Source organism: Bacillus sp. VA15 (assembly GCF_055721145.1).
Genome location: NZ_JBVQPQ010000001.1, coordinates 224,763 through 249,802 on the forward strand (window position 1 = coordinate 224,763; position 25,040 = coordinate 249,802).

The 25,040-nt window shown below is 43.8% G+C and carries 22 protein-coding genes, 1 tRNA gene and 1 other annotated feature; of the genes, 19 read left to right on the forward strand and 4 right to left on the reverse strand.

Annotated features, from left to right (window positions below):
* Positions 1-32 precede the first annotated feature (32 nt).
* The 4 genes from rph (at position 33) to AC0DBE_RS01110 (ending at position 2,108) form a co-directional block, all read left to right on the forward strand.
* Positions 33-770, forward strand: a complete 738-nt coding sequence (rph, locus tag AC0DBE_RS01095; RefSeq protein WP_003246039.1) for a ribonuclease PH — start codon at positions 33-35, stop codon at positions 768-770.
* A gap of 12 nt (positions 771-782) precedes the next feature.
* Positions 783-1,379, forward strand: a complete 597-nt coding sequence (locus AC0DBE_RS01100) for an XTP/dITP diphosphatase (RefSeq protein ID WP_079288064.1) — start codon at positions 783-785, stop codon at positions 1,377-1,379.
* Between the two features lie 15 nt (positions 1,380-1,394).
* The gene (locus AC0DBE_RS01105; protein WP_072566647.1) at positions 1,395-1,904 is read left to right on the forward strand and encodes a metallophosphoesterase; all 510 of its coding nucleotides are present in this window, start codon (positions 1,395-1,397) and stop codon (positions 1,902-1,904) included.
* A 130-nt stretch (positions 1,905-2,034) separates the two neighbouring features.
* Positions 2,035-2,108: transfer RNA gene (locus tag AC0DBE_RS01110), tRNA-Arg, on the forward strand.
* A 54-nt stretch (positions 2,109-2,162) separates the two neighbouring features.
* Here AC0DBE_RS01110 and AC0DBE_RS01115 read toward each other — a convergent pair.
* From AC0DBE_RS01115 to AC0DBE_RS01125, 3 genes are all read right to left on the reverse strand, one after another.
* Positions 2,163-3,002 carry a YsnF/AvaK domain-containing protein gene (locus tag AC0DBE_RS01115; RefSeq protein ID WP_472960774.1) on the reverse strand — a complete coding sequence of 280 codons (840 nt, stop codon included), beginning with the start codon at positions 3,000-3,002 and terminating at the stop codon, positions 2,163-2,165.
* Positions 3,003-3,188: 186 nt separating this feature from the next.
* Positions 3,189-3,644 (reverse strand): GNAT family N-acetyltransferase, encoded by a 456-nt coding sequence (locus AC0DBE_RS01120; RefSeq protein ID WP_072182699.1) that lies wholly within the window; start codon positions 3,642-3,644, stop codon positions 3,189-3,191.
* Positions 3,645-3,835: 191 nt separating this feature from the next.
* A complete protein-coding gene (locus tag AC0DBE_RS01125) occupies positions 3,836-4,159 on the reverse strand; it encodes a hypothetical protein (RefSeq protein WP_014114685.1) in 324 nt (107 codons plus the stop codon).
* A 446-nt stretch (positions 4,160-4,605) separates the two neighbouring features.
* Positions 4,606-4,853 (forward strand) — a binding site (T-box leader).
* 122 nt (positions 4,854-4,975) lie between these two features.
* On the opposite strand from AC0DBE_RS01125, the gene ilvB reads away from it, so the two are divergent.
* The 13 genes from ilvB to yihA all read left to right on the forward strand — a co-directional run bounded on the left by ilvB (position 4,976) and on the right by yihA (position 22,069).
* Positions 4,976-6,700, forward strand: coding sequence for an acetolactate synthase large subunit (gene ilvB / locus AC0DBE_RS01130; protein ID WP_472960775.1), 1,725 nt, complete (start codon positions 4,976-4,978; stop codon positions 6,698-6,700).
* Positions 6,697-7,215 carry an acetolactate synthase small subunit gene (ilvN, locus tag AC0DBE_RS01135; RefSeq protein ID WP_003222543.1) on the forward strand — a complete coding sequence of 173 codons (519 nt, stop codon included), beginning with the start codon at positions 6,697-6,699 and terminating at the stop codon, positions 7,213-7,215. The genes ilvB and ilvN overlap by 4 nt, the downstream gene beginning before the upstream one ends.
* A 24-nt stretch (positions 7,216-7,239) precedes the next feature.
* Positions 7,240-8,268, forward strand: a complete 1,029-nt coding sequence (gene ilvC / locus AC0DBE_RS01140) for a ketol-acid reductoisomerase (protein WP_072182697.1) — start codon at positions 7,240-7,242, stop codon at positions 8,266-8,268.
* Positions 8,255-9,811 carry a 2-isopropylmalate synthase gene (locus AC0DBE_RS01145; RefSeq protein WP_079288060.1) on the forward strand — a complete coding sequence of 519 codons (1,557 nt, stop codon included), beginning with the start codon at positions 8,255-8,257 and terminating at the stop codon, positions 9,809-9,811. Before ilvC ends, AC0DBE_RS01145 begins: the two co-directional genes overlap by 14 nt.
* A gap of 20 nt (positions 9,812-9,831) precedes the next feature.
* Positions 9,832-10,929 carry a 3-isopropylmalate dehydrogenase gene (gene leuB, locus AC0DBE_RS01150; protein WP_014114681.1) on the forward strand — a complete coding sequence of 366 codons (1,098 nt, stop codon included), beginning with the start codon at positions 9,832-9,834 and terminating at the stop codon, positions 10,927-10,929.
* 50 nt (positions 10,930-10,979) lie between these two features.
* Positions 10,980-12,398 carry a 3-isopropylmalate dehydratase large subunit gene (leuC, locus tag AC0DBE_RS01155; protein ID WP_072566640.1) on the forward strand — a complete coding sequence of 473 codons (1,419 nt, stop codon included), beginning with the start codon at positions 10,980-10,982 and terminating at the stop codon, positions 12,396-12,398.
* 12 nt (positions 12,399-12,410) lie between these two features.
* A complete protein-coding gene (leuD, locus tag AC0DBE_RS01160) occupies positions 12,411-13,010 on the forward strand; it encodes a 3-isopropylmalate dehydratase small subunit (RefSeq protein WP_472960776.1) in 600 nt (199 codons plus the stop codon).
* Between the two features lie 117 nt (positions 13,011-13,127).
* A complete protein-coding gene (gene ddcA / locus AC0DBE_RS01165; protein WP_088679384.1) occupies positions 13,128-14,132 on the forward strand; it encodes a DNA damage checkpoint antagonist DdcA in 1,005 nt (334 codons plus the stop codon).
* A gap of 227 nt (positions 14,133-14,359) precedes the next feature.
* Positions 14,360-15,634, forward strand: coding sequence for a trigger factor (tig, locus tag AC0DBE_RS01170; protein WP_088679383.1), 1,275 nt, complete (start codon positions 14,360-14,362; stop codon positions 15,632-15,634).
* Between the two features lie 271 nt (positions 15,635-15,905).
* Entirely contained in the window at positions 15,906-17,168 is a 1,263-nt protein-coding gene (gene clpX, locus AC0DBE_RS01175) for an ATP-dependent protease ATP-binding subunit ClpX (protein WP_003222561.1), read from the forward strand.
* A 153-nt stretch (positions 17,169-17,321) separates the two neighbouring features.
* A complete protein-coding gene (lonB, locus tag AC0DBE_RS01180; protein WP_087986755.1) occupies positions 17,322-18,980 on the forward strand; it encodes an ATP-dependent protease LonB in 1,659 nt (552 codons plus the stop codon).
* A gap of 180 nt (positions 18,981-19,160) precedes the next feature.
* Positions 19,161-21,485: an endopeptidase La gene (gene lon / locus AC0DBE_RS01185; RefSeq protein WP_014114674.1), complete on the forward strand. Its 2,325-nt coding sequence runs from the start codon at positions 19,161-19,163 to the stop codon at positions 21,483-21,485.
* Positions 21,482-22,069: a ribosome biogenesis GTP-binding protein YihA/YsxC gene (gene yihA, locus AC0DBE_RS01190; protein ID WP_014114673.1), complete on the forward strand. Its 588-nt coding sequence runs from the start codon at positions 21,482-21,484 to the stop codon at positions 22,067-22,069. Before lon ends, yihA begins: the two co-directional genes overlap by 4 nt.
* A gap of 23 nt (positions 22,070-22,092) precedes the next feature.
* Here yihA and AC0DBE_RS01195 read toward each other — a convergent pair whose 3' ends face one another.
* Positions 22,093-22,590 carry a hypothetical protein gene (locus AC0DBE_RS01195; RefSeq protein ID WP_014114672.1) on the reverse strand — a complete coding sequence of 166 codons (498 nt, stop codon included), beginning with the start codon at positions 22,588-22,590 and terminating at the stop codon, positions 22,093-22,095.
* A 230-nt stretch (positions 22,591-22,820) separates the two neighbouring features.
* Between AC0DBE_RS01195 and hemA the strand changes: the two genes are divergently transcribed.
* Both hemA and AC0DBE_RS01205 read left to right on the forward strand, forming a co-directional pair.
* A complete protein-coding gene (gene hemA, locus AC0DBE_RS01200) occupies positions 22,821-24,188 on the forward strand; it encodes a glutamyl-tRNA reductase (protein WP_472960778.1) in 1,368 nt (455 codons plus the stop codon).
* Positions 24,189-24,195: 7 nt separating this feature from the next.
* The gene (locus AC0DBE_RS01205; protein WP_003222575.1) at positions 24,196-25,026 is read left to right on the forward strand and encodes a cytochrome c biogenesis protein; all 831 of its coding nucleotides are present in this window, start codon (positions 24,196-24,198) and stop codon (positions 25,024-25,026) included.
* The last annotated feature ends 14 nt before the right edge of the window (positions 25,027-25,040 follow it).

Below are 25,040 nucleotides of genomic sequence, written 5' to 3' on the forward strand. Positions count from 1 at the left end.
ATGGTTTATGTACATACAATCGGAGGTAAAACATGAGACATGACGGAAGACAACATGATGAGCTGCGTCCAATCACATTCGATTTGGATTTTATCAGCCATCCGGAAGGTTCTGTTCTAATAACAGCAGGAAATACAAAAGTAATCTGCAACGCGTCTGTTGAGGACCGCGTGCCGCCATTTTTGCGGGGCGGAGGAAAAGGCTGGATTACAGCTGAATACAGCATGCTGCCGCGGGCAACAAACCAAAGAACAATCAGAGAATCCTCTAAGGGGAAAATTTCCGGCAGAACAATGGAGATTCAACGCCTGATCGGCCGCGCGCTTCGGGCAGTCGTAGATTTAGAAAAGCTCGGTGAACGGACGATTTGGATTGACTGTGATGTCATTCAGGCCGATGGCGGGACAAGAACCGCTTCGATTACAGGTGCATTTCTTGCTATGGCGATTGCGATTGGCAAGCTGATCAAAGCGGGAACGATCAAGACAAATCCGATCACTGATTTTCTTGCTGCGATCTCTGTCGGAATTGATAAGGAACAGGGAATTTTGTTAGATTTAAATTATGAAGAAGATTCCTCCGCTGAAGTTGACATGAATGTCATTATGACAGGCAGCGGCCGCTTTGTAGAGCTGCAGGGAACCGGGGAAGAGGCGACTTTTTCAAGGGAGGATCTGAACGGTCTTCTCGGTCTTGCAGAAAAAGGCATTCAGGAACTGATTGACAAGCAAAAAGAAGTGCTGGGTGATTCTCTGCCAGAACTGAAATAAAGACAGAAAGGCTTGATCATCATGAAAGAAGCAATTATTGCGACACATAATCCGGGAAAAGTGAAGGAATTCAAAGAAATCCTTGAGCCAAAAGGCTATGATGTCAAATCTTTAGCTGAAATTGGATTCACAGAAGAAATTGAGGAAACAGGCCATACGTTTGAAGAAAATGCCATTTTAAAAGCTGAAGCTGTTGCCAAAGCAGTGAACAAAATGGTGATTGCGGACGACTCCGGTCTGTCCATCGATAACCTTGGAGGCAGACCCGGCGTTTATTCCGCACGCTATGCAGGGGAACAGAAAGACGACCAGGCAAATATCGATAAAGTGCTCAGCGAGCTGAAAGGAATTGAAAAAGAACAGCGCACGGCCCGTTTCCGGTGCGCGCTGGCTGTGAGTATCCCCGGTGACGAAACAAAAACTGTCGAAGGCCATGTTGAAGGGTATATTGCTGAAGAACCGAGAGGAGAATACGGCTTTGGCTATGACCCGATCTTTATTGTGAAAGATAAAGATAAGACAATGGCCGAACTGACAAGTGATGAAAAAAATAAAATCAGCCATAGGGCTGACGCGCTTAAAAAGCTGTCTAAGCTTTTGGAGGCATAAGGAGGAAGCTTGTACATGAACGTGCTGATTATCAGTGACAGCCATGGGCTTGAAGAAGAACTCCAAACCATTGCGAAACGGCATGAAGCAGAAGTTGATCTCATGATTCATTGCGGAGACTCTGAGCTTGAAACAGGGCATCCGGCATTAAATCCTTATGCGGTTGTAAAAGGCAATTGCGATTTTGTAGGCGATTTTAAGGACGAGCTTCTTCTGACTGCCGGTTCAAAAAAAATACTGGTCACGCACGGCCACCTTCACGGTATAAAACAGACCTTGTTAAACGTATACTATCGTGCAGAGGAGCTCGGAGCGGATATTATCTGTTTCGGGCATTCACACATCGCGGGAAGTGAAGTGCTGCGCGGAAAACTGATGATTAATCCAGGCAGCATCCGGCTTCCGAGGGTGCGCAGGACTGAAAGCTATGCTATACTAACCTTAGAAAATGATGCCGCGACAGTGCGTTTTTACGACCAATCAGGCCATGAAATTGAGGATCTGCAAAACCAGGTCACACTATAAAAAAGTCATGAGGAAGAAATTTTTCTTCCTCATGAAAAAAATTCTAAAAAAACCGTTGACTTATTGTTGCATCCCATATATAATAAATCTTGTCGCTGATAGTTAAAGCGAAAACAAAAAAACAAAACATGTCCCAGTAGCTCAGCTGGATAGAGCAACGGCCTTCTAAGCCGTCGGTCGGGAGTTCGAATCTCTCCTGGGACGTACCAAAAGAAAAACCTCAAATCCTTTAAGGATTTGAGGTTTTTTGTTGTAGGTTTAAGATCTATTATTTGATTTGTGATGTAACGGATCATCATCCAAGCCGTCAACTTTTCCTTCTTTATTCAGACGAGGTTCTTCTTTTTTCACAGTTTCAGAAACATGCTCATTTTCTTCAACAGTGCGTTTACCGACAACCACTTCATCAGTGACAACTGGTTTTTTAGTCACTTCCAGCTTTTCCTCAACGATTGGAACTCTGACAGTTTCTGCATCGTTTACAGGAGAAGCGTCCGCTGTGTTTTCATCCACTGGGCGGCGTTCGACATAAATTTCATCGTGTCTCACCGGGATGTCCATATCTCTTTGTTCTGTTTTCACTTCTTTTCCTATCTCTACTTCGCCGGTTTGAACGTCTTCCTTGTCGACTTTCAGCTGTTCTTCCCGCAGCGGCATTGTTTTTTCTTCTTTCGTTGTATAATCCGCCGTTTCATTTGTGCTTGAAAAGCCGCCTGAAAGGGCATTGCCGTTATCGATAGGAGCATTTACATCTGCATCTGTCTCAACGGCCACAAGGAGTTTGCCGTCATCCAAATCTTCTTGGTACTTGTCTATTTCGTTAGTGGTGATATCCAGATCGGATAATGCTTTGCTGTGTGCGGCGGTATCATCCATTGTGAAATAATCTTTCAGTTTATCGAAAAAAGATTCAGATTCGCCCTCACGTGCATCGATGGCCTGATTGACTTCTGTTCCTGTGCGTGATTCAAGATAATCTGTATCTCGACGGCTTGTCACAACAGAAATGTCGTCAGAATCATAGCCTTTTGTCAGTAAGCCTTCAATTGCTGCAATGGTTTCCTGTGGAGTTTCGTATACACCAACTATACTTTTCATATTAATCTCCTCCTTTATCAATTTTGCATTTTATCGTTCATGTCGTTTTTAATTCCCGCTGCTCTTTAAAATAAACAAGATTGAAAACACCGGGTGTGTTTCATACACGCGAATTAGGTGTGTGAAAATAAAAAAGGATAGACAAGACAGAATGCTCTCTGCACTTATCTACCCTATAAAAATGCCTCACAGCTTCTTCGTCATAAACACACTGTTTGGATCTTCAACATAGTCTGCAAACGGTTCACAGTACTGAAAACCGAAGCTTTCATACAATTTTCTTGCCGGCTCAAATGAAGCCATTGAACCCGTTTCTAAGCTTAGCCGCTCATAGCCTCGCTTTGCAGCCTCCTCTATGATGTGCTGAAGAACTTGTTTGGCAACGCCTTTTCTTAAATGGGATGCAGACGTGCGCATTGATTTGATTTCTCCGTGCCGGCTGTCCAGTTCTTTAAGCGCTCCGCAGCCGGCTAGTTCATCACCCTCCCAGGCACTCCAAAATGTGATTTCAGGCCCTCGCAGCCTTTCTAAACCTAAGGCATGGATGCTTTCTGGCGGGGACATGAGTGTCATGCTATGTAAATGCTCATTCACAAGTGAGATCACCTGTTGTCCAGTTACATCATCTATTTTTATATACAATTCTATTCCTCCTCAAAAACTTGCAGGTTTGCAGAACATATTTTCATTTCATCTTAATCATATTTCATCCTGTTTCCAAATATAAAGACAGAAAATCTGACAGTATAGATCATTCTTTGGAATGATATGATTTGTGAAAGACGTTTCAAAGCAAAAAAGGGCCGAAATAGATGTTCGGCCCTGGGTCTTCGTTAATATCTAAAGCCTCCATGTGCGCCTGCTCCGCCGAATCCGCCGGCGTGTGTCGCCGGGATACTGAAACCGCCGCCATGGCCGCTATAGCCAGCACCTGCAAATTGCTGCCCGTAAAATCCTGAAGCATATGGATAGGAGGAGTACATAGCAGAGGGAGTGCTTATCGGGCTGTATGCCTGGCTGTACGGCTGACCGTATCCATAGCCTCCGAATGGCTGATGGCTTTGCTGGTAAAAGGCAGGGGCAGTAGGGTAATACGGTTGCGGAAAGCTGGGAAAGCCTGCGGGGAATCCTTGCATATCTGCTAATGATTTATTCATTGTATCACCTTTTCTTTGCAAGATACCATCAATGTATGCCGGAGGAATAATGGAAGTGCCTATCCGAATTAAAAGGGTTTGCAAGGCGATCTGTCAGGTTGCAACATATATCCAAATGATAGAATGTTATAAAATATGACATGTTTATATGATATTGAAAAATTCTGGTGTATCCTTGATAGATTAATGAAAAAATTATAAAAACTTTTAACATTTGCGATTCCTTATGCATCAATAATGAAAGCGTATACAATATAGATTGATTAATCAAAATTGTCTAATAATTTTAAAAAATGCTGTTGACACTGCGTCCAAAGCGGCGTAATATGAGTTCAACAAAAGATAAACGCAAGCTTCACAAGCAAAAATGATCGCAATATGATTCTGAAAAGTGAAAAAACAAACGACCTCCTTGAACAGCTCTAAGCTGTTCCGGAGACTGAATATGAAAAGCGCAGATGAGGATAAGTAGCCTTGATAAAGCTTTCCACAGAGAACCGGGTTAGCTGAGAACCGGCGAAGCTTTACAAGGTGAACTCGCCTCAGAGTGCCAGTCTGAAATGATAGTAGGACTTGGCCGGGTGAACTTGATTCACTCGTTATTAAAGCGGATAGAAATATCCATGAGACGGCCGATTTAACAGGCTGTAAACAAGGGTGGTACCGCGGAAAGAAGAGCCTTTTCGCCCCTTTTAGCTATCGCATTCACTGCGCGGCTGATTGTGGGCGGAAGGGCTTTTTTTATTGAATAATCAGCTATAAAGCTAATAAAAAGATTGATCTTTAGAGGATGAAAATCCAAAAGGAGGAACTAAAATGGGGACTAATGTACAGGTGGATTCAGCATCTGCCAAATGTACACAGACGATGAGCGGAGCATTAATGCTGATTGAATCATTAAAAAAAGAGAAAGTAGAAATGATTTTCGGTTATCCGGGCGGGGCTGTGCTTCCGATTTACGATAAGCTTTACAATTCAGGGATGGTACATATCCTTCCCCGTCACGAACAAGGTGCGATCCATGCGGCGGAAGGATACGCAAGAGTATCTGGAAAACCGGGTGTCGTCATCGCCACGTCAGGCCCGGGAGCGACAAACCTTGTTACAGGCCTTGCGGATGCCATGATTGATTCATTGCCATTAGTCGTTTTTACCGGGCAGGTAGCAACCTCTGTTATCGGGAGCGATGCATTTCAGGAAGCGGACATTTTAGGGATTACGATGCCGGTGACAAAACACAGCTACCAAGTTCGCCAGCCGGAAGATCTGCCGCGCATCATTAAAGAAGCGTTCCATATTGCAACAACCGGAAGGCCCGGACCTGTCTTGATTGATATTCCGAAAGATGTAGCAACAATTGAAGGAGAATTCAGTTACGATCATGAGATGAATCTCCCGGGCTACCAGCCGACAACAGAGCCGAATTATTTGCAGATCCGCAAGCTTGTAGAAGCCGTGAGCAGCGCAAAGAAACCGGTGATCCTGGCGGGTGCGGGCGTACTGCACGGAAAAGCGTCAGAAGAATTAAAAAATTATGTCGAGCAGCAGCAAATCCCTGTGGCACACACCCTTTTGGGGCTGGGAGGCTTTCCGGCTGACCATCCGCTTTTCCTGGGGATGGCGGGAATGCACGGCACTTACACAGCCAATATGGCCCTTCATGATTGCGATCTTTTAATTAGTATCGGCGCACGTTTTGATGACCGCGTCACAGGAAACCTGAAGCACTTTGCAAGAAACGCAAAGGTTGCCCACATCGATATTGATCCGGCTGAAATCGGAAAAATCATGAAAACACAGATTCCTGTAGTCGGAGACAGCAAAATTGTCCTGCAGGAGCTGATCAAACAAGACGGCAGACAAAGCGATTCAAGCGAATGGAAAAAACAGCTCGCCAAATGGAAAGAAGAGTACCCACTCTGGTACGTAGATAATGAAGAAGAAGGCTTTAAACCTCAGAAATTGATTGAATATATTCATCAATTTACAAAAGGCGAGGCGATTATCGCAACGGATGTCGGCCAGCATCAAATGTGGTCAGCGCAATTTTATCCGTTCCAAAAAGCAGATAAATGGGTCACATCAGGCGGACTTGGAACGATGGGATTCGGCCTTCCGGCAGCGATTGGTGCACAGCTTGCAGATAGAGATGCTACTGTAGTCGCGGTTCTCGGAGACGGTGGTTTTCAAATGACGCTCCAAGAACTCGATGTCATTCGCGAATTGAATCTTCCGGTCAAAGTCGTGATTTTAAATAACGCTTGTCTCGGAATGGTCAGACAGTGGCAAGAAATTTTCTATGAAGAACGCTATTCAGAATCTAAATTTGCTTCTCAGCCTGACTTCGTCAAATTGTCAGAAGCATACAGCATTAAAGGCATTAGAATTTCATCAGAAGCAGAAGTGAAAGATAAGCTGGAAGAGGCATTAACATCAAAAGAACCGGTTGTCATTGACGTGCGGGTTGCCAGCGAAGAAAAAGTATTTCCGATGGTGGCTCCGGGGAAAGGGCTGCATGAAATGGTGGGGGTGAAACCTTGAAAAGAATTATCACATTGACTGTGGTGAACCGTTCCGGCGTGTTAAACCGGATCACCGGTCTATTCACTAAAAGACATTACAACATTGAAAGCATTACAGTTGGACACACAGAAACAACCGGCGTTTCCAGAATCACCTTTGTCGTTCACGTTGAAGGAGAAAATGATGTTGAACAGCTGACAAAACAGCTCAACAAACAGATTGATGTGCTGAAGGTCACCGACATCACGAATCAATCGATTGTCCAGAGGGAGCTGGCCTTAATCAAGGTCGTATCCGCACCGTCAACGAGATCAGAGATTAATGGAATCATAGAACCGTTCAGAGCCTCTGTCGTTGATGTCAGCAGAGATAGCATCGTTGTTCAGGTGACAGGCGAATCTAACAAAATTGAAGCGCTTATTGAATTGTTAAAACCTTATGGCATTAAAGAAATCGCGAGAACAGGTACAACGGCTTTTGCGAGGGGAACCCAGCAAAAGGCGTCATCCAATAAAACAATATCTATTGTATAAAACATAACAAGGGAGAGATTTGAAATGGTAAAAGTATATTATAACGGTGATATCAAAGAGAACGTATTGGCTGGAAAAACAGTAGCAGTTATCGGATACGGGTCGCAAGGTCACGCACATGCCCTGAACCTTAAAGAAAGCGGAGTTGACGTAATCGTTGGTGTTAGACAAGGAAAATCTTTCACTCAAGCCCAAGAAGACGGACATAAAGTATTTTCAGTAAAAGAAGCGGCAGCTCAAGCTGAAATCATCATGGTTCTGCTTCCGGATGAACAGCAGCAAAAAGTATACGAAGCTGAAATCAAAGATGAATTGACAGCTGGAAAATCATTGGTGTTCGCTCACGGATTTAACGTTCATTTCCATCAAATTGTTCCTCCTGCGGATGTAGATGTATTCTTGGTAGCGCCTAAAGGTCCGGGACACTTGGTAAGAAGAACATATGAGCAAGGAGCTGGCGTACCGGCATTGTTCGCGATTTATCAAGATGTGACTGGAGAAGCAAGAGACAAAGCCCTTGCATATGCAAAAGGAATCGGCGGCGCAAGAGCGGGCGTTTTGGAAACGACATTTAAAGAAGAAACAGAAACAGATTTGTTCGGTGAGCAAGCAGTTCTTTGCGGCGGATTGAGCTCGCTGGTAAAAGCTGGATTTGAAACATTAACTGAAGCAGGTTATCAGCCTGAACTTGCATACTTTGAGTGTCTTCACGAGCTGAAATTAATCGTAGACCTTATGTACGAAGAAGGCTTGGCGGGAATGAGATATTCAATCTCTGACACAGCGCAGTGGGGAGATTTCGTATCAGGACCTCGCGTTGTTGATGCTAAAGTAAAAGAATCTATGAAAGAAGTATTAAAAGATATTCAAAACGGTACATTCGCAAAAGAGTGGATCGTTGAAAACCAAGTAAACCGTCCTCGTTTCAACGCCATCAATGCGAGCGAAAACGAACATCAAATCGAAGTTGTTGGAAGAAAGCTTCGTGAAATGATGCCATTTGTGAAACAAGGCAAGAAGAAGGAAGCGGTGGTCTCCGTTGCGCAAAATTAATTTTTTCGACACGACGCTTCGTGATGGTGAACAGTCCCCTGGCGTGAACTTAAATACCCAGGAGAAACTTGCCATAGCAAAGCAGCTCGAAAGACTCGGGGCAGATATCATTGAAGCGGGGTTTCCCGCTTCGTCCCGAGGTGACTTTTTAGCTGTTCAGGAAATTGCAAGAACCATTAAAAATTGTTCAGTAACTGGTCTTGCCCGTTGCGTAAAAGGTGATATTGATGCTGCTTGGGAAGCGTTAAAGGACGGTGCTCATCCGAGAATTCACGTATTTATCGCCACGTCGGACATTCATTTGAAACACAAGCTGAAAATGACTCGTGAGCAAGTGATTGCAAGAGCAGTTGAAATGGTGAAATACGCAAAAGAGCGCTTTCCGGTTGTGCAATGGTCAGCTGAAGATGCCTGCCGGACTGAACTGCCGTTTTTAGCGGAAATCGTCGAGAAAGTCATTGACGCAGGCGCCAGTGTTATCAATCTTCCGGACACGGTCGGCTACTTGGCTCCAGCGGAATACGGAAATATCTTTAAATATATGAAGGAAAACGTTCCGAACATTCACCAAGCAAAGCTTTCGGCCCACTGTCATGATGATTTGGGAATGGCAGTCGCAAACTCTCTTGCTGCGATTGAAAATGGCGCTGATCAAATCGAATGCGCTGTGAACGGAATCGGTGAAAGAGCCGGAAACGCGGCATTAGAGGAAATTGCCGTTGCCCTCCATATCAGAAAAGATTTCTATCAAGTTGAAACAGGCATTACATTGAACGAGATTAAGCGAACAAGCGATTTAGTAAGCAAGCTGACAGGTATGGCTGTTCCGCGCAATAAAGCGGTTGTAGGCGATAATGCCTTTGCTCATGAATCAGGCATCCACCAGGACGGCTTCTTAAAAGAAAAATCGACTTATGAAATTATTTCACCGGAACTTGTCGGTGTAACAGCAGATGCGCTTGTCCTAGGGAAACATTCCGGACGCCACGCATTTAAAGACCGGCTGACTGCTTTAGGATTCCAATTTGAAAGTGAAGAGATTAATAAATTTTTTACGATGTTCAAAGAGTTGACTGAGAAGAAAAAAGAAATCACTGATGAGGATCTTGTTTCTCTTATTTTAGAAGAAAAAGTAACAGACCGCAAGATTGGGTATGAATTTCTTTCTTTGCAAGTGCATTACGGAACAAGTCAGGTTCCTACAGCTACACTTTCTTTGAGAAACCAAGAAAACGCAGAGCTTATTCAGGAAGCGGCAACTGGAGCGGGAAGCGTGGAAGCGATCTACAACACGCTTGAGCGCTGCATCGATAAAGACGTGGAGCTTTTGGACTACCGCATTCAGTCTAATAGAAAAGGCGAAGACGCATTTGCCCAGGTGTATGTAAGAGTTTTGGTGAACGGAAAAGAATCAGCAGGGCGGGGCATAGCGCAAGACGTATTAGAAGCATCAGCGAAAGCCTATTTGAACGCAGTCAACCGTCAATTGGTTTTCCAATCGAATATGAGCGGACTTAAAAACCATACAGCTGTCGGATCATAAAAGAAAGGAGAACGGATAACTTGAAGAAACGTATTGCTCTATTGCCCGGAGACGGGATCGGCCCTGAAGTATTAGAATCAGCGACAGACGTACTGAAAAGTGTTGCCGAACGCTTTAATCATGAATTTGAATTTGAATATGGCCTGATTGGAGGGGCGGCGATTGATGAACATAACAACCCCCTCCCGGAGGAAACCGTTGCCGCTTGTAAAAATGCCGACGCTATATTGCTTGGCGCTGTCGGCGGACCGAAATGGGATCAAAATCCTTCGGAGTTGAGACCGGAAAAAGGTCTGCTCAGCATCAGAAAACAGCTTGATTTGTTTGCGAATTTGCGGCCTGTGAAGGTGTTTGAAAGCCTATCTGACGCATCACCTTTGAAAAAAGAATATATAGATAACGTTGATTTCGTTATCGTCCGTGAGCTGACAGGCGGCTTATATTTCGGCCAGCCGAGCAAACGCTATGTAAACACTGAAGGTGAGCAGGAAGCAGTAGACACACTGTTTTATAAGCGGACGGAAATTGAACGCGTGATCAGAGAGGGCTTTAAAATGGCGGCAGCCAGAAAAGGCAAGGTAACCTCCGTTGATAAAGCGAACGTTCTTGAATCAAGCAGACTGTGGCGTGAAGTGGCTGAGGACGTTGCAAAAGACTTTCCTGATGTGAAGCTAGAGCACATGCTTGTGGATAACGCGGCCATGCAGCTGATTTATGCACCGAATCAATTTGATGTCGTGGTGACTGAAAACATGTTCGGTGATATTTTAAGCGATGAAGCGTCCATGCTTACAGGCTCACTTGGAATGCTCCCGTCAGCCAGCCTATCAAGTTCAGGTCTTCATCTGTTTGAGCCTGTTCATGGTTCCGCGCCTGACATAGCCGGTAAAGGGATGGCAAATCCGTTTGCGGCCATATTGTCAGCGGCAATGCTTTTGAGAACATCTTTCGGCCTTGAAGAGGAAGCGAAAGCTGTAGAAGATGCGGTTAACAAAGTCTTAACTTCCGGAAAAAGAACAAGAGACTTGGCGCGAGGCGAAGAGTTTAGCAGCACTCATGCCATCACAGAGGAAGTCAAGGCAGCGATCATGAGTGAAAATACAATTTCTAATATGTGACAGCTTACGTTAAGCGGTCTTAGTTCATAGGTAGAGGGAGGAAATAAAAGATGATGCCTCGAACAATCATCGAAAAGATTTGGGATCAGCATATTGTAAAACATGGTGGGGGAAAACCGGATCTTCTCTATATTGATTTGCATCTTATTCATGAGGTCACGTCTCCTCAGGCATTTGAAGGGTTGAGACAAAAGGGAAGAAAGGTCCGAAGACCCCAGAACACGTTTGCGACAATGGACCACAACATCCCGACCGTCAATCGTTTTGAGATAAAGGATGAAGTTGCGAAACGCCAAGTGACCGCGCTTGAACGAAACTGTGAAGAATTTGGTGTGCGCCTTGCTGATCTTCATAGTGTAGATCAAGGGATTGTCCATGTCGTCGGTCCTGAACTGGGCTTAACGCTTCCAGGGAAAACGATTGTATGCGGCGATAGCCATACATCAACCCATGGCGCATTCGGCGCTCTTGCATTCGGAATCGGGACGAGTGAAGTTGAACATGTCCTTTCCACACAGACACTTTGGCAGCAACGTCCGAAAACACTTGAAGTGCGCGTAGACGGAACACTTCAAAAAGGGGTAACGGCAAAGGATGTCATTCTTGCTGTCATCGGCAAATACGGGGTGAAATTCGGCACTGGCTATGTCATTGAATACACTGGGGAAGTATTCAGAAATATGACGATGGATGAACGAATGACCGTTTGTAACATGTCAATTGAAGCAGGGGCAAGAGCAGGTTTGATTGCACCTGACGAGGTGACATTTGAATATTGCAAAAACCGCAAGTATACGCCAAAAGGCGAAGAATTTGACAAGGCCGTAGAGGAATGGAAGGCGCTGCGCACAGATCGGGGCGCTGTTTACGATAAATCTATCGTCCTTGACGGCAACGAAATTTCTCCGATGGTGACATGGGGCATCAACCCGGGAATGGTTCTTCCTGTCGATTCAGAAGTTCCTGCGCCGGAAAGCTTTTCCGCAGAAGATGACAAAAAAGAAGCGATTCGCGCTTATGAATATATGGGACTGACCCCTCATCAGAAAATTGAAGACATTAAAGTGGAGCACGTGTTTATCGGTTCCTGCACAAATTCTCGCATGACTGACCTTCGCCAGGCTGCTGATATGATCAAAGGGAAGAAGGTAGCTGATAGCGTAAGAGCCATCGTCGTTCCCGGATCCCAAAGCGTGAAGCTTCAGGCTGAAAAAGAAGGACTTGACCAGGTTTTCTTGGAAGCTGGATTTGAATGGAGAGAGTCAGGCTGCAGCATGTGTTTGAGCATGAATAATGATGTTGTTCCTGAGGGAGAGCGCTGTGCGTCAACCTCTAACCGCAACTTCGAGGGCAGACAAGGAAAAGGTGCAAGAACACATCTCGTCAGCCCGGCAATGGCTGCGATGGCTGCCATTCACGGACACTTCATTGATGTCAGAAAGTTTTATCAGGAAAAAACAGTTGTGTAAGGAGTGCGCGAGATGGAACCTTTGAAAACACATACGGGTAAAGCAGCCGTATTAAATCGAATCAATGTTGACACAGACCAGATTATTCCTAAACAATTTTTGAAGAGGATTGAAAGAACAGGCTACGGCCGTTTTGCATTCTTTGACTGGAGATATGATGAGAAAGGTGAACCGAACCCTGAATTTGAATTAAACCAGCCTGCTTATCAAGGCGCTTCCATTTTAATAGCAGGAGAAAATTTCGGCTGCGGGTCATCGCGTGAACACGCTCCGTGGGCGCTTGATGATTATGGGTTTAAAATTATCATTGCACCTTCATTTGCTGATATTTTTCACCAGAACTGCTTTAAAAACGGTATGCTGCCGATCCGCATGCCATATGACAATTGGAAAAAGCTTGTCGGCCAGTATGAAAACCAGTCATTGCAAATGGCTGTTGACCTTGAAAATCAGCTAATTCATGATAGTGAAGGCAATCAAATTTCATTCGAAGTTGATCCGCATTGGAAAGAGATGCTCATCAACGGCTATGATGAAATTTCATTAACGCTTTTGCTTGAAGATGAAATCAAGCAATTTGAATCACAAAGAAGCTCTTGGCTTCAAGCCTAAAAAGCAGCCGGCATTTGTCCGGCGGCTTTTTTTGCCTTGTGAAACCTTTCATTTCTTGTGTTTGTTCACAGGTGTTGATACACTTGAACAAAATAAATGCCTGAAAGGAATATAGGTATGACGCATGACAAGAAAAACGCAAAAATTATTCCTTTTCCTCATCTGAAAGACCGTCTTGTGGAAAAAGGGATGGCATCACTAAAGGAAAAAAAGTATCAAGAAGCACTTGAGCTGTTTTCGGAAGCGATGAAATATGATGATACTGACTCCGATCTTCACTTAGGGATGGCTATCTGCTTTTTAGAGCTGGGAGAATTGGAAGAGGCAAAAAGCGTCTGCGAGAAGATGCTAAAAGAAGGCTATGGCCATTATTTTACGGTTTTGCAGGTGTACATGACCATCTTAATTCAGCTCAAAAAATACGAAGAAGTCAAAAGCACCATTGAAGCCGTTTTGGAAGAAAATCAACTGCCTGCAGAAAGTGCCGAGCAATTTTATAAGCTGCTTGATTTCAGCCGGAAAATGACCGATCCGGAACGTGAGGACGAGGCTTGGGCCGAGGAATATGAGGATACAATTGATACTGAGAAAGTGCTGGCAAGCCCTGAGGAGCAAATGAATTTAATTCATTCCTTAAAAGACCGCAATATAGCGAAGTATACAGGCCTGCTCAAAACAATCCTTCAAGACCCCTCAGCTCACCCGATTATTAAAACGATGATTGTTATGCTATTGGCCGAGCATGAGTACAGCAAACCCGTGCACATTACTAAATTTGGCGAGTCTTTGACAATTGAACCGTCTGAGATTGTCCCGCCTGATGCCGCACCGATTTTACACCGTGTTCTCCGGGTGCTGGATGAGACGCTTGGAAATGAAAATCCAACATTATATGCGGCAGTAGAAGAACTGTGGAGAAGACATTTGTACGTTTTATATCCGTTCCAGCCGAAATTGCTGTCGGCCGATCTTTGGGCGGCTGCCCTGCATAAAGTCGGTTACGAGATGCACGGAATTGAAATTGAAAGGGAAGAACTTCATATGATGTATGAGTTTACAGACAGAGAACTCGATGAAGCGTGCACAATGATAAAAGATATTGAAGAAATTTCTTATTTGTAAATCGCGCCATATAGTTGAAAGCGCTATGTGTTATGTTATAATATAATGGTTGTATTTGTGTATAACGGGTTATAAGAAATACGGTTGGACAGGCTTTGCAGTTCATTATTAACATCTATACATAATGATTCTGATCTTTGGCAGCTTTGTTTTTGTTGGACGAAGCCGAATGATTGCTTTAGAATGGAAGACCGACACAACCTGAATAGATTTTTGGAGGGAAACACATGTCTGTAAAATGGGAAAAACAAGAAGGCAACGAAGGCGTTTTAACGGTTGAAGTTGATGCTGAAACGTTTAAAACAGCACTTGATGATGCATTTAAAAAAGTAGTAAAACAAGTTTCAATTCCTGGATTCCGTAAAGGTAAAATTCCTCGCGGATTATTCGAACAGCGCTTTGGCGTAGAAGCTCTTTACCAAGATGCTTTGGATATTCTTCTTCCTGTAGAATACCCTAAAGCGGTTGAAGAAGCTGGAATCGAGCCTGTAGACCGTCCTGAAATCGATGTTGAAAAAATCGAAAAAGGCGAAAGCTTAATCTTCACTGCGAAAGTAACAGTAAAACCTGAAGTGAAGCTTGGCGACTACAAAGGCCTGGGCGTTGAAAAAGACGATGCAACTGTAACTGACGAAGATGTTCAAAACGAACTCAAAGCGCTTCAAGAGCGTCAAGCGGAGCTTGTTGTGAAAGAAGAAGGCGCTGTTGAAGAAGGAAACACAGTTGTTCTTGATTTCGAAGGATTCGTTGACGGCGAAGCATTTGAAGGCGGAAAAGCTGAAAACTACTCTCTTGAAGTAGGTTCTGGTTCATTCATCCCTGGCTTCGAAGAGCAGTTAGTTGGCCTTGAAGCAGGTGCTGAGAAGGATGTTGAAGTGACATTCCCTGAAGAGTATCACGCTGAAGAGCTTGCAGGCAAACCGGCTGTGTTCAAAGTGAAAATTCACGAAATCAAAGCGAAAGAGCTTCCTGAGCTTGACGATGAGTTCGCAAAAGATATCGATGAAGAAGTGGAAACACTCGCTGAACTAACTGAAAAAACAAAGAAACGTTTAGAAGAAGCAAAAGAAAACGAAGCTGACGCTAAATTGCGTGAAGAGCTTGTACTGAAAGCTTCTGAAAATGCTGAAATGGATGTACCTCAAGCAATGGTTGACACTGAGCTTGACCGCATGCTGAAAGAATTCGAACAGCGTCTGCAAATGCAAGGCATGAACCTTGAGCTTTACACTCAATTCTCAGGCCAAGATGAAGCTGCGTTAAAAGAGCAAATGAAAGAAGATGCTGAAAAACGCGTAAAATCTAACCTGACTCTTGAGGCGATCGCGAAAGCGGAAAACCTTGAAGCAACAGATGAGGAAGTTGATGCTGAGCTTACTAAAATGGCTGAAGCATACAACATGCCTGTTGAAAATATTAAACAAGCCATCGGTTCTACTGACGCGATGAAAGAAGATTTAAAAGTTCGCAAAGCAATTGATTTTCTTGTAGAAAACCGTTAATATGGTGCATAATAATAGTAATAATAAAACAGGGCGCGAATGATTCGTGCCTTGTTTTGTACAATTATGATTTATCTCTTTTTCTTGGGGCAAGATAATTAATGCAGGGCTGTTTTTTGTCATACATATATAATGTGCAAGTCAGAAACACATTGTTACCGTCTTTTTGGAAAGTATGGTAAAATGCAATACATACTCGTTCGTTTCAAGAATCATTTTCTTTTGCTCTGCCGGTAAAAGAAAAAGTGAGACAAGATTAAGGGGTGAAAGAATGTTTAAATTTAACGAGGAAAAAGGACAATTAAAATGCTCGTTCTGTGGAAAAACACAAGATCAGGTTCGTAAGCTTGTAGCTGGACCTGGTGTATATATATGTGACGAATGTATCGAACTCTGCACTGAAATTGTAGAGGAAGAGCTCGGAACAGAAGAAGAAGTAGAATTTAAAGACGTACCGAAGCCTCAGGAAATCCGCGAAATTCTGAATGAATATGTCATCGGCCAGGATCAGGCGAAGAAATCACTCGCTGTTGCTGTGTATAACCACTATAAGCGCATTAATTCCAACAGCAAGGTTGATGATGTTGAGCTTTCGAAAAGTAATATTTCATTAATCGGCCCTACAGGAAGCGGTAAAACCCTTCTGGCTCAAACATTGGCTCGCATTTTAAATGTGCCGTTTGCGATTGCGGACGCTACGTCTTTGACTGAAGCTGGATACGTGGGTGAAGATGTAGAGAATATTCTCTTGAAGCTCATTCAAGCTGCTGATTATGATGTGGAAAAAGCAGAAAAAGGCATTATCTATATCGATGAAATCGATAAAGTAGCAAGAAAATCAGAAAACCCGTCTATTACACGTGACGTGTCAGGTGAAGGTGTACAGCAGGCATTGCTTAAAATTCTTGAGGGTACAGTGGCAAGCGTGCCGCCTCAAGGAGGACGTAAGCATCCTCATCAAGAATTCATTCAAATTGACACAACAAATATTTTGTTCATTTGCGGCGGTGCTTTCGATGGTATCGAACAAATCATCAAACGCCGTTTAGGCCAAAAAGTGATTGGATTCGGTGGGGACAATAAAGCTGCTGATCTTGAGAAAGAAGATCTTCTCTCAAAAGTGCTTCCTGAAGACTTGCTCCGCTTCGGGTTAATTCCTGAATTTATCGGACGTCTTCCTGTTATTGCAAGTCTTGAAAAGCTCGACGAAGAAGCGTTGGTTGCGATCTTAACAAAACCGAAAAACGCTCTTGTTAAGCAATTCAAGAAAATGCTTGAGCTTGACAATGTAGAGCTTGAGTTTGAAGAAGAAGCGCTTTCTGAAATTGCTAAAAAAGCAATTGAACGCAAGACTGGAGCACGTGGACTCCGTTCTATCATTGAAGGTATCATGCTTGATGTGATGTTTGAGCTGCCTTCTCGTGATGACATTGAAAAATGTGTGATTACTGGGGCAACTGTGACACATGGAGAGCCGCCTCGCCTCTTATTAAAAGACGGCACTGAGGTAAGCCAAGATAAAACATCTGCATAAAGATAAGCACGAACCTCCTGAATGGTGACATTCAGGAGGTTTTTTTGTCATGCAATCTCTTCCGGAAAAACGTTTATTCCCGCCTTCTGTGGGAGATACTAGCAATCAGAGGAATGAATTGGATACATAAATTGTTTTTCAGGAGGGACCATCATGAGTTGGACAGGGATCGCGTTATTTATTCAGCTGTTTTTTGGGATCATCATTGGTTTGTATTTTTGGAATTTGCTTAAAAATCAAAGGACACAAAAGGTCACGATAGATAAGGAATCAAAGAAGGAAATGGAGCAGCTTCGGAAAATGCGCGCTATCAGCTTGTCCGAGCCATTATCTGAAAAGGTCCGCCCCAAAAGCTTTCAAGATATCGTCGGACAGGAAGATGGCATTAAAGCTTTAAAGGCGGCTTTATGCGGGCCGAATCCTCAGCATGTCATTGTCTATGGACCTCCGGGTGTCGGAAAAACAGCTGCTGCACGGCTTGTATTAGAAGAAGCGAAAAAACATAAACAATCGCCGTTTAAAGAGCAGGCTGTTTTTGTGGAACTCGATGCGACAACAGCACGTTTTGATGAAAGAGGTATTGCCGATCCGCTCATCGGCTCTGTCCATGACCCCATATACCAAGGGGCCGGAGCAATGGGACAGGCGGGGATTCCGCAGCCGAAGCAGGGAGCTGTTACCCATGCCCACGGCGGTGTGCTGTTTATTGATGAAATAGGGGAGCTGCATCCTATTCAAATGAATAAAATGCTGAAGGTCCTTGAGGACAGAAAAGTCTTTTTAGACAGTGCGTATTACAGCGAGGAAAACACACAAATCCCGAATCATATTCACGATATTTTTCAAAATGGGCTGCCGGCAGATTTTCGCCTGATTGGCGCGACGACAAGAATGCCGAACGAAATTCCGCCAGCTATCCGATCCCGCTGTTTAGAGGTGTTTTTCCGCGAGCTTGAAAAGGATGAGCTGAAAACAGTTGCCAAAACAGCAGCGGATAAAATTGAAAAAAACATTTCTGACGAGAGTCTGGACCTGCTGACCAGCTATACGCGGAACGGGCGCGAAGCCGTTAACATGATTCAAATCGCCGCAGGGATGGCAGTGACGGAGAATCGGAAAGACATTACGATTGAAGATATTGAATGGGTTATCCATTCCAGCCAGCTTACTCCGAAGCACGAGCAGAAAATCGGCGCCGAACCGCAAGTCGGCATTGTAAATGGGCTTGCAGTATATGGACCTAACAGCGGATCGCTTCTGGAAATCGAAGTGAGCGTAACCGCGGCTCAGGATAAAGGATCAATTAATATCACAGGAATAGCTGAAGAAGAAAGCATCGGCAGCCAATCAAAATCAATCCGGCGAAAAAGCATGGCGAAGGGTTCGGTTGAAAACGTGTTAACCGTGCTCCGGACAATGGGAATGAACCCGTCTGATTATGATATTCACATCAATTTCCCAGGAGGGATTCCGATTGACGGACCGTCGGCAGGCATCGCGATGGCAGCGGGAATTTTCTCGGCGATTCACAAAATCCCAATTGACAATACCGTTGCCATGACGGGCGAAATCAGCCTGAATGGTCTTGTGAAGCCTATTGGAGGCGTCATTCCGAAAATAAAAGCTGCCAAGCAGTCCGGTGCGAAAAAAGTGATTATCCCACATGAAAATCAGCAGTCGATCTTAAAGCAAATTGACGGAATCACAATTATTGCAGTGAAGACGTTCCAGGAAGTACTTGATGAAATTTTAGTGAATCCGCCAACAGAACAAAAACCGTTTCATATTGAAATCAATAAAGAATCCGTTTAAACCCTATTTTTATAATAGGGTTTTTTTCATGAAGGACATCTTTTCCTTTTTCATATCAGAAAGAAAGGGTATACTACGAGGAGACTGTTTTATAGAAAATGGAACCATGCCGTTTATTGTACAAGGATGAAAAAGTTGTATTATAATGGTTCATACTAAAGTCACGGAGGTGTCAGTCACATGGCAGAAGAATTAAAACGCAGCATCCCGCTCCTCCCTTTAAGAGGTTTATTGGTGTACCCGACGATGGTTTTGCATTTAGATGTAGGACGTGACAAGTCGGTTCAGGCCCTTGAACAGGCAATGATGCATGACCATATGATATTTTTAGCCACTCAGCAGGATATTTCGATAGACGAACCAGGTGAAGATGAGATTTTTACTGTCGGCACCTATACAAAAATTAAGCAAATGCTGAAGCTTCCGAACGGTACGATTCGTGTGTTGGTTGAGGGCCTCAAGCGTGCCCAAATCGTCAAATACAATGAGCATGAGGATTACACGTCGGTCGACATTCAGCTGATTCATGAAGATGATTCAAAAGATACAGAAGACGAAGCATTGATGCGGACTTTGTTAGACCACTTTGATCAGTACATAAAAATTTCCAAAAAAATCTCGGCTGAAACTTACGCCGCGGTTACTGATATCGAAGAGCCAGGGAGAATGGCAGACATCGTTGCTTCTCACCTGCCCCTTAAGCTAAAGGATAAGCAGGATATTTTAGAAACGGCTGACGTCAAAGACAGACTGAACAAGGTCATTGATTTTATCAATAATGAAAAAGAAGTGCTGGAGATCGAGAAAAAAATCGGCCAGCGCGTCAAACGTTCGATGGAGCGTACGCAGAAGGAATACTACTTACGTGAACAAATGAAGGCGATTCAAAAAGAGCTTGGCGATAAAGAAGGTAAAACAGGCGAAGTTCAGACGCTGACGGAAAAAATTGAAGAAGCAGGCATGCCTGACCATGTGAAGGAAACCGCACTTAAGGAATTGAACAGATACGAAAAAATTCCGTCAAGTTCTGCGGAAAGCTCTGTGATACGCAACTATATTGACTGGCTGATCGCTCTTCCGTGGACGGATGAGACAGATGATAAGCTTGATTTGAAAGAGGCAGGACGTCTCTTAGATGAAGAGCATCACGGACTTGAGAAAGTGAAAGAACGTATCTTAGAATATTTGGCTGTCCAGCAGCTGACAAAATCCCTGAAAGGCCCGATTCTCTGCTTGGCAGGACCTCCAGGTGTCGGAAAAACGTCTTTAGCCAAATCAATTGCAAAAAGTATGGGACGGGAATTCGTCAGAATCTCACTCGGCGGAGTGCGTGACGAATCAGAGATCCGCGGACACAGACGGACCTATGTTGGAGCAATGCCTGGACGCATTATTCAAGGGATGAAAAAAGCCGGCAAGCTAAATCCTGTCTTTTTATTAGATGAAATTGACAAAATGTCATCTGATTTCAGAGGCGACCCGTCATCTGCTATGCTTGAAGTGCTTGATCCAGAGCAAAACAGCACCTTCAGTGATCACTATATTGAAGAAACCTTTGATTTATCAAAAGTGCTGTTTATTGCAACGGCAAACAATTTGGCCACGATCCCGGGTCCGCTAAGAGACAGAATGGAGATTATTAATATTGCGGGCTACACAGAAGTAGAAAAACTCGAAATCGTGAAAGACCACCTGCTTCCAAAGCAGATCAAGGAACACGGGCTGAAGAAAAGCAACCTGCAGCTGCGTGACCAGGCGATTCTTGATATTATCCGCTACTATACGAGAGAAGCGGGTGTGAGAAGCCTTGAACGCCAGCTTGCCACGATTTGCCGTAAGGCTGCAAAAGCCATTGTTGCTGAAGAGCGAAAACGGATTACGGTCACTGAGAAGAATCTTCAGGACTTTATCGGAAAACGCATTTTCAGGTACGGACAAGCTGAAACAGAAGATCAGGTTGGTGTAGTTACAGGGCTTGCCTATACAACCGTCGGCGGAGATACGCTGTCGATTGAAGTATCTCTATCTCCAGGGAAAGGGAAATTGATCCTGACAGGAAAGCTTGGAGATGTCATGAGAGAGTCAGCTCAGGCTGCATTCAGCTATGTGCGTTCAAAAACAGAAGAACTTGGCATTGAACCTGACTTTCATGAGAAGTATGATATTCATATACATGTACCTGAGGGTGCGGTGCCTAAAGATGGTCCGTCAGCCGGTATTACGATGGCGACAGCGCTTGTTTCTGCTTTAACGGGACGTGCCGTTTCGCGTGAAGTCGGCATGACTGGGGAAATTACGCTTCGCGGGCGCGTGCTGCCGATCGGCGGATTGAAGGAAAAAGCGCTTGGCGCACATAGAGCGGGATTAACGACCATTATTGCGCCTAAAGAGAATGAAAAAGATATAGAGGATATTCCTGAAAGCGTCAGAGAGGGGCTCACATTTATATTGGCGTCCCACTTAGACGAAGTTTTGGAACATGCCTTAGTAGGAGAGAAGAAATGAAAGTCACAAAGTCAGAAATCGTGATCAGTGCAGTTAAGCCGGAACAGTACCCTGAGGGCGGGCTTCCGGAAATTGCACTGGCCGGAAGATCGAACGTGGGAAAATCGTCTTTTATCAATTCATTAATCAATCGCAAAAATCTTGCGAGAACATCATCTAAACCGGGAAAAACACAAACGCTCAATTTCTACATTATCAATGATGAGCTGCATTTTGTGGATGTACCGGGTTACGGTTTTGCCAAAGTGTCAAAATCCGAGCGTGAAGCTTGGGGCAGAATGATTGAAACCTACATCACGACACGCGAGGAATTGAAAGCAGTAGTGCAGATCGTTGATTTGCGGCATGCGCCGTCTAATGATGATGTGCAGATGTATGAATTCTTAAAGTATTACGGCATTCCTGTTATTATTATCGCTACAAAGGCAGATAAGATCCCGAAAGGAAAATGGGACAAACACGCGAAGGTTGTCCGACAGACACTAAATATTGATCCGGAAGACGAGCTGATTCTCTTCTCCTCAGAAACGAAAAAGGGGAAAGACGAAGCTTGGGGAGCGATCAAAAAAATGATAAACCGGTAGAGAAAACTCTCTGCCGGTTTTATTTATCGTATAGATTTTTTCCGTTTTATCAATAATAACAATAAACTGATTCCAATAAAGACAAACGGCCAATACTCTTTCAGAAGCGCTGTCGGAATATGAGCAGATTCTAGCCATGCCATAATTTGTTTGAAAAAGTACAAAAACAGGGAAAAACAAATCATTGATACAGCTTCATATACATATTCTTTTTTCTGAACGGTTGACACCAAGAGCGAGAAGCCGATGATAAATACGAGCATTTCAAAATCATCCGGCCACCATGGCCATTTCGGCTTGGCGAAAAAGTGCAAGCCGATCCCGAAAAGAAGCAAACCGATAAAGAAGTGTGGTGTAACGGCTTCTTTTTTTCCTTGATATACAAAGGCTGCGCCTAACAGCATGAGGAGAACAGGCCATTGACCCTGCCCTGAAAACAGTTCGGCTTGGCCGCTTTCAAGCCATGCATATACAGAAGCGGCAAGCAGCAGACAAGGGAATAAAATTGATTTTTGTTTCATGCATATCACCTTCTTGTTTTTTAGAGCTGATGTGTAGTAAATTTCTGCTGTTTTTGGTATTGTCAATAGGAATGCTTCTTTTCCGTGAAGCTTTTTCTAATATAGCATAAGAATTTTAAAATCTGTTCACATTTTGTGAAAGAAACTATGTTATAATTATTATAAATAATGAGTTCTATGTTAGAATGATTATAAATAAAAGATTGGGTGTTGGGGGTGTAATTAAAGCGATGCATATACTTGTTGTGGGAGTAGATTATAAATCCGCCCCTATTGAGATACGTGAAAAAGTAAGCTTTCAGCCGAATGAGCTGGCAGAAGCGATGGTGCAGCTGAAGGAAGAGAAAAGCATTCTTGAAAACATCATCGTTTCCACATGCAATCGCACTGAAATTTATGCGGTAGTCGACCAGCTCCATACCGGCCGTTATTATATAAAAAAATTTTTAGCTGATTGGTTTCAATTAAGCAAAGAAGAACTGTCGCCGTTTTTAACATTTTACGAAAGCGATGCGGCTGTTGAGCATTTATTCCGTGTAGCCTGCGGACTTGATTCTATGGTGATTGGTGAAACGCAGATTCTCGGCCAGGTACGCGACAGCTTTAAAACAGCTCAGCAAGAAAAAACGATCGGGACTATTTTTAATGAGCTGTTTAAGCAGGCCGTTACAGTGGGCAAACGGACTCATGCTGAAACAGACATTGGCTCAAATGCAGTATCAGTAAGCTATGCAGCAGTTGAACTTGCTAAAAAAATCTTCGGAAACCTTTCAAGCAAGCACATATTGATTCTCGGTGCGGGAAAAATGGGCGAGCTTGCTGCGGAAAACCTGCACGGACAGGGAATCGGCAAGGTCACTGTCATTAACCGAACATACTTGAAAGCGAAGGAGCTTGCAGACCGTTTCTCTGGTGAAGCGAGAAGCTTGAATCAGCTTGAAAGCGCGCTTGCGGAGGCCGATATCCTAATCAGTTCAACCGGTGCAAGTGATTTTGTTGTGTCCAAAGAGATGATGGAAAACGCGAATAAGCTTCGCAAGGGACGTCCGCTGTTTATGGTGGACATTGCCGTGCCTAGAGACCTTGATCCTGCGCTGAATGATCTTGAAGGTGTATTCCTTTATGATATCGACGATCTCGAAGGCATTGTAGAAGCGAACATGAAAGAACGGAGAGAAACCGCTGAAAAAGTTGAACTGTTAATTGAAGAAACCATTGTGGAGTTCAAACAATGGCTGAATACACTTGGTGTTGTGCCGGTTATTTCCGCATTGCGTGAAAAGGCACTTGCGATCCAGTCAGAAACAATGGACAGCATCGAGCGGAAGCTGCCTCACTTAAGCACAAGAGAGAAAAAACTGTTGAACAAACACACCAAAAGTATCATTAACCAAATGCTGCGTGATCCGATCTTAAAGGTGAAAGAGCTTGCGGCAGATGCTGATTCTGATGAAAAGCTTGCCTTGTTTATGCAGATTTTTGATATTGAAGAAGCTGCGGGCCGTCAAATGATGAAAACTGTTGAAAGCAGCCAAAAGGTCCATTCTTTTAAGAAGGCTGAATCAAAAGCGGGCTTTGCCCCACTTGTAAGTGAGTGAATGCTGAATGATTGATACTGCAATGGCAAGACTTAATGAGGGAACAATCGTCATTTATGCATTAAGTGTACTCTTTTATTTTATAGATTTTCTTCAACACAACCGGAAGGCTGGAAAAATGGCCTTCTGGTTGCTTTCTATTGTCTGGACTCTGCAAACCGTGTATTTGGCCTATTTTATGTGGGTGACGGGGCGGTTTCCGGTATTAAATGTGACGGAGGCGCTTTATTTTTATGCCTGGGTGCTTGTCACGCTGTCACTTGTGTTGACAAAGCTTTTACGAGTTGACTTTATTGTGTTTTTTACAAATGTAATAGGGTTTTCTATGATCGCCATTCATACATTTTCACCGACAGAGCAGCAGTCTGCCGCTTTTTCCGGGCAGCTTGTATCCGAGCTTTTGGTGATTCATATTACAATGGCGATTCTTTCATACGGCGCTTTTTCCCTTTCTTTCGTTTTTTCTGTCCTGTATATGTTTCAATATCATTTGCTGAAAAAGAAAAAGTGGGGAAAATGGCTGTTGAGAATAGAAGATTTGTCTAAGCTTGATTATATGGCATATGTTCTGAATGTCATCGGAGTCCCGATGCTGTTGCTGAGTTTGATTCTCGGCGTTATTTGGGCGTATGTATCATTAGAAACGCTGTATTGGTTCGACGCCAAAGTGCTTGGTTCGTTTGTCGTCCTGCTGCTGTACAGCTATTATCTTTATATCAGGCTGATTAAAGAGCTGCAAGGAAAGGTCGCAGCATTGTGGAATACGGCTTGTTTTCTCGTGCTGATGATCAATTATTTCCTGCTTGGAAGCCTGTCGCAATTCCATTGGTTCAGTTAAATGATGTCCCAAGC

Excerpts from the sequence above, each read along its gene's own strand:
- rph (WP_003246039.1), top strand. The coding sequence starts at position 33 with ATGAGACATGACGGAAGACAACATGATGAGCTGCGTCCAATCACATTC.
- AC0DBE_RS01105 (WP_072566647.1), top strand. The coding sequence starts at position 1,395 with ATGAACGTGCTGATTATCAGTGACAGCCATGGGCTTGAAGAAGAACTC.
- AC0DBE_RS01115 (WP_472960774.1), bottom strand. The coding sequence starts at position 3,002 with ATGAAAAGTATAGTTGGTGTATACGAAACTCCACAGGAAACCATTGCA.
- AC0DBE_RS01125 (WP_014114685.1), bottom strand. The coding sequence starts at position 4,159 with ATGAATAAATCATTAGCAGATATGCAAGGATTCCCCGCAGGCTTTCCC.
- ilvB (WP_472960775.1), top strand. The coding sequence starts at position 4,976 with ATGGGGACTAATGTACAGGTGGATTCAGCATCTGCCAAATGTACACAG.
- ilvC (WP_072182697.1), top strand. The coding sequence starts at position 7,240 with ATGGTAAAAGTATATTATAACGGTGATATCAAAGAGAACGTATTGGCT.
- leuC (WP_072566640.1), top strand. The coding sequence starts at position 10,980 with ATGATGCCTCGAACAATCATCGAAAAGATTTGGGATCAGCATATTGTA.
- leuD (WP_472960776.1), top strand. The coding sequence starts at position 12,411 with ATGGAACCTTTGAAAACACATACGGGTAAAGCAGCCGTATTAAATCGA.
- ddcA (WP_088679384.1), top strand. The coding sequence starts at position 13,128 with ATGACGCATGACAAGAAAAACGCAAAAATTATTCCTTTTCCTCATCTG.
- tig (WP_088679383.1), top strand. The coding sequence starts at position 14,360 with ATGTCTGTAAAATGGGAAAAACAAGAAGGCAACGAAGGCGTTTTAACG.
- clpX (WP_003222561.1), top strand. The coding sequence starts at position 15,906 with ATGTTTAAATTTAACGAGGAAAAAGGACAATTAAAATGCTCGTTCTGT.
- lonB (WP_087986755.1), top strand. The coding sequence starts at position 17,322 with ATGAGTTGGACAGGGATCGCGTTATTTATTCAGCTGTTTTTTGGGATC.
- lon (WP_014114674.1), top strand. The coding sequence starts at position 19,161 with ATGGCAGAAGAATTAAAACGCAGCATCCCGCTCCTCCCTTTAAGAGGT.
- yihA (WP_014114673.1), top strand. The coding sequence starts at position 21,482 with ATGAAAGTCACAAAGTCAGAAATCGTGATCAGTGCAGTTAAGCCGGAA.
- AC0DBE_RS01195 (WP_014114672.1), bottom strand. The coding sequence starts at position 22,590 with ATGAAACAAAAATCAATTTTATTCCCTTGTCTGCTGCTTGCCGCTTCT.
- hemA (WP_472960778.1), top strand. The coding sequence starts at position 22,821 with ATGCATATACTTGTTGTGGGAGTAGATTATAAATCCGCCCCTATTGAG.
- AC0DBE_RS01205 (WP_003222575.1), top strand. The coding sequence starts at position 24,196 with ATGATTGATACTGCAATGGCAAGACTTAATGAGGGAACAATCGTCATT.